Source organism: Sphingomonas sp. SAFR-052 (genome assembly GCF_051965015.1).
Taxonomy (GTDB): Bacteria; Pseudomonadota; Alphaproteobacteria; order Sphingomonadales; family Sphingomonadaceae; genus Sphingomonas.
Genome location: NZ_JBQCMO010000025.1, coordinates 1 through 5,512, shown reverse-complemented (window position 1 = coordinate 5,512; position 5,512 = coordinate 1). Strand labels below are relative to the sequence as shown.

The following is a 5,512-nucleotide window of genomic DNA, read 5'->3' as shown; positions in this document are numbered from 1 at the left end:
TACCGCGGGACAGATTGCGGGTATCGTCTGCCTTGGAAACGACGGACATCCGCGATAGCGACGGACGGTACGTCCGCTTTGCCTGCAATTATTAGGACGAAGCCTGCGAACTACGGCCTTAGAATATATTGGGCGTCAAAAGGCGTATCTACGCTTACGTACGATTTTCCTTGTTTTTGCGCTTCTTTTAAAGACAGCCCATCAAACCGCTTTATTACACCTGTTGCGCATAATTTATCTGCTACTCGTCCTACTTTAATTTTGGGATCAATAGATACAGCCGCCGTATCATATTCAGTTTGTGATACGAGCAAAGAGTAGGGTCCAGCCTGACCGATTGCATCACCGCATATCGTGACCCTCTTGTTGTGATAGTGGTACCTATCCGCCCTTATCTCTGATGGGGTAAGCGCCCGAGCAGACCCTTCCTTTTGTATTTGAACGGTAGTTATCGCGAGGGAGATGAGAAACATCATCGTTCGGACCTGCTGGAAAAATTCTTGGTGCTACAATGCAATAGCATAAGAGAACGCGCAACCAGTGACCCGTTGTTCACCTCCAGTCACGCTACATCTCGCTAACCCGGTCTGGCCAGCGGCGGACGGGTCGTCCGCCGGGCGAATGTCTACAACTGGTGGAAAGCGGTCGTTGATTAGGCCATGCTACAGCTCTCCACCGGGGCCGGGCACAATGCAGATCGATGAAGCTCAACAGGATTTTCGCCGCGCCTATGTCGGCGGGGCGCCAGGTGTGTTGGTTTCGGGGCTGGTGTGGCTGGCAGCGGCGATCACAGCGCAAAGCCAAGGAGTGGGGCGCGGTTTCGCGGTGCTCTTTCTCGGCGGAATGATCATCCATCCGGTCAGCACTTTTCTCTGCCGCAGGTTGTTCGGTCGTGCGAAGGAAGCCGCTGGGAATCCGCTGGCAGGCGCGGCGCTGGAAAGCACGATCGCCATGATTGGCGGTCTAGTTGCCGCCTATTTGATGATCCCATTGCGAGCCGAATACGTCTTTGCAATCGCGGCGATTGCCGCTGGCACCCGTTACGCCTTGTTTAGAACCATCTACGACGACCGTCTGTACTGGCTGTTAGCGGTCCTGATGAGCGGAGTTGGCCTGCTGGCGATCGTCAGCGGAGTCCCGCTGCCCTTATCTCCAGCATTCGCGGTGGGAGGAATCGAAGTGGTGTTCGCGGGCCTACTGCTGGCCCGCTACCTCCGGTCGTGACCGCTCACCGGTTCAAATACGAGCACGTGATAACGCTTTGCGTAGTCGTCGGAATCACTCGGAGTTCTCGTATGTCCGCTATTGGGCGCTACCGGCCGTGGGTATCGAGCGGGTATTTGGGTTTCAGGCCATCATAGGAACCGCGCTTTTCCGCGGGTTCTGCGAGACGGCGACGGAGCGCATGTCCGCCGCTTGGGACTGGGAGGGTGTCCTGCGGCATTGAAGTTGTCGGCAAACACATGATTTCCGACGGACCACGACGGCATCCGAACGCGGAGCCTTGATCAGCTTCTCAAAACCACCTGTTTTCCGTACAGTCACGAGCTGAGCACGGTTTTCCGTGTCTCCATCTGACGAACGGCAATAATCGATGGTTAGCGGACCTCTGACAAGCTTTCTGCCCAATGCCTAATCGATGACTTATCGTCTGGCATCGGACGCATGGCCCATGGACCAGCATGCCATAAAAATCCTGCCTTCTTCACGTTTCTAATTCGATATTCCCAAGTTCCGACGTCACGGACACCCTCGGGTCCGTCACACGCAATGTGAGCAAAGATCACAGGCGGATAGTTTTTCCCTACATATTTTAACGTTTCATAGCGCCGGGCTTTATTTATCGCGTTTTCGTCGTCCGGGCACTGAGCTTCGACATCGAGCGTTTCCGAGTCGCTGTAGGCGGTGATGAAGTAGCGGCGATTTGGCAGGTCCATATGGGCAAGGTGTCACGAACCCGGAACGTCTTCAATTGGGCGAGAGCCGTCCGGCGGCTTTCCCGCCCGTTAGCGGTCGGACGGCTTTCGGGTGATCGGGTCGGCCGGAGAGCCTTGGAACGGCAAGGAGTGGTGGTAAGCGGACGTCAGCAAAACGCAGGAAACCAATCGGCGACGGCAGCTTCGTTGATGCCGTGAGAGCCATTCCACCACTGAACGGGGTAGGGCCAGTCATCCTTATGATAAGGGGTCTGCTCTCGCTCATCGGCAGGCACAAATCGTTTCCGAAAGTCGGGTCGATCAGGGTCGATTAGAATGCCTGCATAGCCAAGAATGCCGATGAGCGTCCTTCGCTCTGCATCGTTCGAAGGCAACAGCTTCGATAATGCCTTTGCAAGGTCGCTGAGCCGAGCCCTTGGCCCCATTCCTCTTGCCACCTCGAGAATGGAGGTAAAAATCGCTACGTCATTCCCGGTCGGCAAAGCTGAGTCTTGCGCAGCAAAAAGGTCAAGGTCGAGCGCAATGTATCTCGGGTCAGTGTGCCGAACGCCTCCCCACTTGATCCGTTCGAAGTTCAGGATGTTTGGATCGGCCGATTTGGCATATGCCCCGCAATATGAGCAGCTTAAGCTCCCCGGCGAAGTGACCAACGGATGAGCCAAAAGATGACGCCCGACCGCGTAGCTACCCAGAGCGGACCGGTGGTCCAAGCGCCTTGAACCAAGACTTGAAAGGAATGCCTGCGTGACGGTTCGGCGAGCCGTGGCGCTTAAGGCTTTTCTTGCAGCAGTAACCGCCTCTTCGTGGGAAAGCTCGACGCGATCGAACATGAGGCCCTTAGATCGAGCGTAAGAGAAATCTTCTTCTGCAATCGATGGGTTTGGTCTCCACCCCGATGCCGACCAGAACATTCCGTTCAAAATGCTAAGAGCGCGCCTGTCGAGAACCATACCGTTTAGTCGCGCAAAGCATTTGCAGTTTCAATGCCCAGTTTTGGGCGATAGCGGCAGAGCCACTTTAGCTGGATAGCGGACGTTCGTCGGGCGGCTCAACGTCGCGGTCGGGTCGCATACCATTGACGAAAAATAGCAACACAAAGCAGCAGAACGGGCGTTACCATCAAACCTAGACCTATTAGGTTCTGAGCGTTCATGTCTGGGCCGGCAGCATAGGCTGACAAAGCTGCACCAACGGGCAATGGTAAAATACGGGGAAACAGGGTCGCTTTGTAAGTGGTACATTCGACCGGCCAAAATGACGACGCGGTATGACGCATTTCCGAGAACGCCACCCGGTCTGATAAGAGGCCAATCCCCATGAAGACTGCAAAATCGACGAGGTAGGTCACGGGATCAGCGTTGTCGCAGTCGAGGTTTATGTCAACAGATGTCCGTTTTTTTGAGACGCGACCCGACGTGGTATCGTGCGGGTATCATCGGTCCAGGCAATCGCCTAAGCGCCATATTCGTGGGGCCCTTCCTTCGCAGCGGCGGACGGGTCGTCCGCCGGCCGGATGTCTACAACCGGGGGCTAGGATAAGGTCCGCCTCCGGCGACCGGCCTGGGGTTGGCGGACCTTCTGCACGGTCCCCTGTCCATTGCGAAGGATTATTCCAAGCAGCTTCTGGGCATCGGCACAGATGCCGAGCCAACTCGAATGCTCGATGATGGCATAACCCCAATCTCCCGAGGTCTCGGCGCCAGCAAGCGCGTGCAGCTTGGTTGCAAGACAGTCAGCTAGGGCCGCTTCGTCAGGGAAAAGCCAAAGGTCTTTGCCCTGACGAGGGTCGTCGTAGAGCTCTATGTCGTTGAGCAGGATGTCTGCCGCATCGGTGACACGCGCAGAAGTCGCTTGAGGATCAGCTAACGTCAGGCACGCACGATAAAGATCGCGCCGTTCAGGCCAAACCCATTGGTTATCGTGCATCTGCCAAGCCTGAACCAACGTCCGCTACCAAGCAAGCTACCAGACCGTTCGAATGGCGGAGTTTGGGCGTCAGCGGACCGATGAGTGAACCGCCCCGGGTTTGCCGGAGGCGTGGGGTTGTGAGTCACGCTGCCATATCGATGTTGTCCGCGGCAGCATAATATTGCTCTTCGGCTTCGGCAGGCGGGATGTTGCCGATGGGTTCGAGCAGGCGACGATGGTTGAACCAGTCGACCCATTCGAGCGTGGCATATTCGACGGCTTCAAAGTTGCGCCAAGGTCCTCGCCTGTGGATCACCTCCGCCTTGTAGAGGCCGTTGATCGTCTCGGCCAAAGCGTTGTCGTAGCTGTCGCCCACGCTACCGACCGACGGTTCGATCCCCGCTTCGGCAAGGCGCTCGGTGTATTTGATGGATACGTATTGCGACCCGCGGTCGCTATGGTGAACCAAGCCACCACGATGGACCGGCCGGCGGTCGTGAAGCGCTTGTTCCAAAGCATCGAGGACGAAGCTGGCATGCGCTGTCCTGCTCGCTCGCCAGCCGACGATGCGTCTCGCGTAAGTGTCGATGACGAAGGCGACATAGACGAACCCCGCCCGGTAGCGACGTAGGTGAAATCCGACACCCACAGCATGTTCGGCGCCGGCGCGTAGAACCTGCGGTTGACGTGATCCAGCGGGCACGACGCTGCCTTGTCGCTCATCGTCGTGCGAACCGGCTTGCCCCGGATCACGCCCTGTAGACCCATGTCGCGCATCAGCCGTTCCACGGTGCAGCGGGCGACCGGAAAGCCCTCGCGCATCATCTGCCGCCAGACCTTGCGCACGCCATAAACCGCGAAGTTCTCGGCGAACACACGGGCGATCTCAGGCTTGAGAGCCCGATCCCGCTGCGCACGCACCGACAAGCGCATAGGATCCTGTCGCTGCGCGACACGTTCGAATACGTCGATGGGGCGATCGGCAGGACGCGGCAGATCGGCTCGACCCCATAGGCATCGCGGTGATCGTCGATGAAGGCGATTACCGCCGGAACGGGCGGTCGAGCTCCGCCTGGGCAAAATACGCGGACGCCTTGCGCAGGATCTCATTGGCCTGACGCAACTCGCGGTTCTCGCGTTCCAGCGCCTTCAGCTTGTCTGTCACCTCGGTCGGCACACCGGCGCGCTTGCCGCTGTCGACCTCGGCCCTCTTCAGCCACTCATGCAGCGTCTGCGGCGCGCAGCCGATCTTCTCCGCAATCGAAACCACCGCCGCCCATCGCGACGGATGGTCGCGCTCGTGATCCAGCACCATCCGCACCGCCCGCTCGCGGACCTCCGGCGCAAACTTGTTCGTCGTCTTGCTCATACTGGCTCCACCTTCTCAGGAGTTGGAGCCTCCGGCAAACCCGGGGCGGTTCACACTGCGGGCTTGCCCATCGCCAGCGCGCATTCACGTCCGCGCACCATATGAACTGCGGTATGTTCTCGACTATCAACTGAAGGTTGCGTTCGACGGCTCGATGAGCCGTTGCTTCACGCTGACGTGCTTCGTTGGTTTCGACCCGCATGATGCCTGTAGCTACCAGGCTAGGTGTTCAGTCCCGGCATCTGGTGGATCGGATTTACGATGAACCGGTCTGGCTCTGACGTCCAGATCTTGGTGA

5 protein-coding genes, 1 pseudogene and 1 other annotated feature are annotated in these 5,512 nt (G+C 57.9%); of the genes and pseudogenes, 1 reads left to right on the top strand and 5 read right to left on the bottom strand.

Annotation, left to right across the window (positions count from 1 at the left end):
• Nucleotides 1-690: 690 nt before the first annotated feature.
• A complete protein-coding gene (locus ACTHQV_RS19090) occupies nucleotides 691-1,224 on the top strand; it encodes a DUF7010 family protein (protein WP_440492298.1) in 534 nt (177 codons plus the stop codon).
• A 374-nt stretch (nucleotides 1,225-1,598) separates the two neighbouring features.
• Here the strand turns inward: ACTHQV_RS19090 and ACTHQV_RS19085 are convergent, their stop codons facing one another.
• From ACTHQV_RS19085 to ACTHQV_RS19065, 5 genes and pseudogenes are all read right to left on the bottom strand, one after another.
• Nucleotides 1,599-1,937: a hypothetical protein gene (locus ACTHQV_RS19085; protein WP_440492297.1), complete on the bottom strand. Its 339-nt coding sequence runs from the start codon at nucleotides 1,935-1,937 to the stop codon at nucleotides 1,599-1,601.
• Between the two features lie 146 nt (nucleotides 1,938-2,083).
• A complete protein-coding gene (locus ACTHQV_RS19080; protein WP_440492296.1) occupies nucleotides 2,084-2,767 on the bottom strand; it encodes a hypothetical protein in 684 nt (227 codons plus the stop codon).
• A gap of 218 nt (nucleotides 2,768-2,985) precedes the next feature.
• Nucleotides 2,986-3,285, bottom strand: coding sequence for a hypothetical protein (locus tag ACTHQV_RS19075; protein WP_440492295.1), 300 nt, complete (start codon nucleotides 3,283-3,285; stop codon nucleotides 2,986-2,988).
• A gap of 182 nt (nucleotides 3,286-3,467) precedes the next feature.
• Nucleotides 3,468-3,863, bottom strand: a complete 396-nt coding sequence (locus tag ACTHQV_RS19070; RefSeq protein WP_440492294.1) for a hypothetical protein — start codon at nucleotides 3,861-3,863, stop codon at nucleotides 3,468-3,470.
• A gap of 124 nt (nucleotides 3,864-3,987) precedes the next feature.
• Nucleotides 3,988-5,214, bottom strand: a pseudogene (locus ACTHQV_RS19065) (IS3 family transposase).
• Nucleotides 4,817-4,933, bottom strand: a sequence feature (AL1L pseudoknot). It overlaps the preceding pseudogene by 117 nt.
• Nucleotides 5,215-5,512 lie beyond the last annotated feature (298 nt).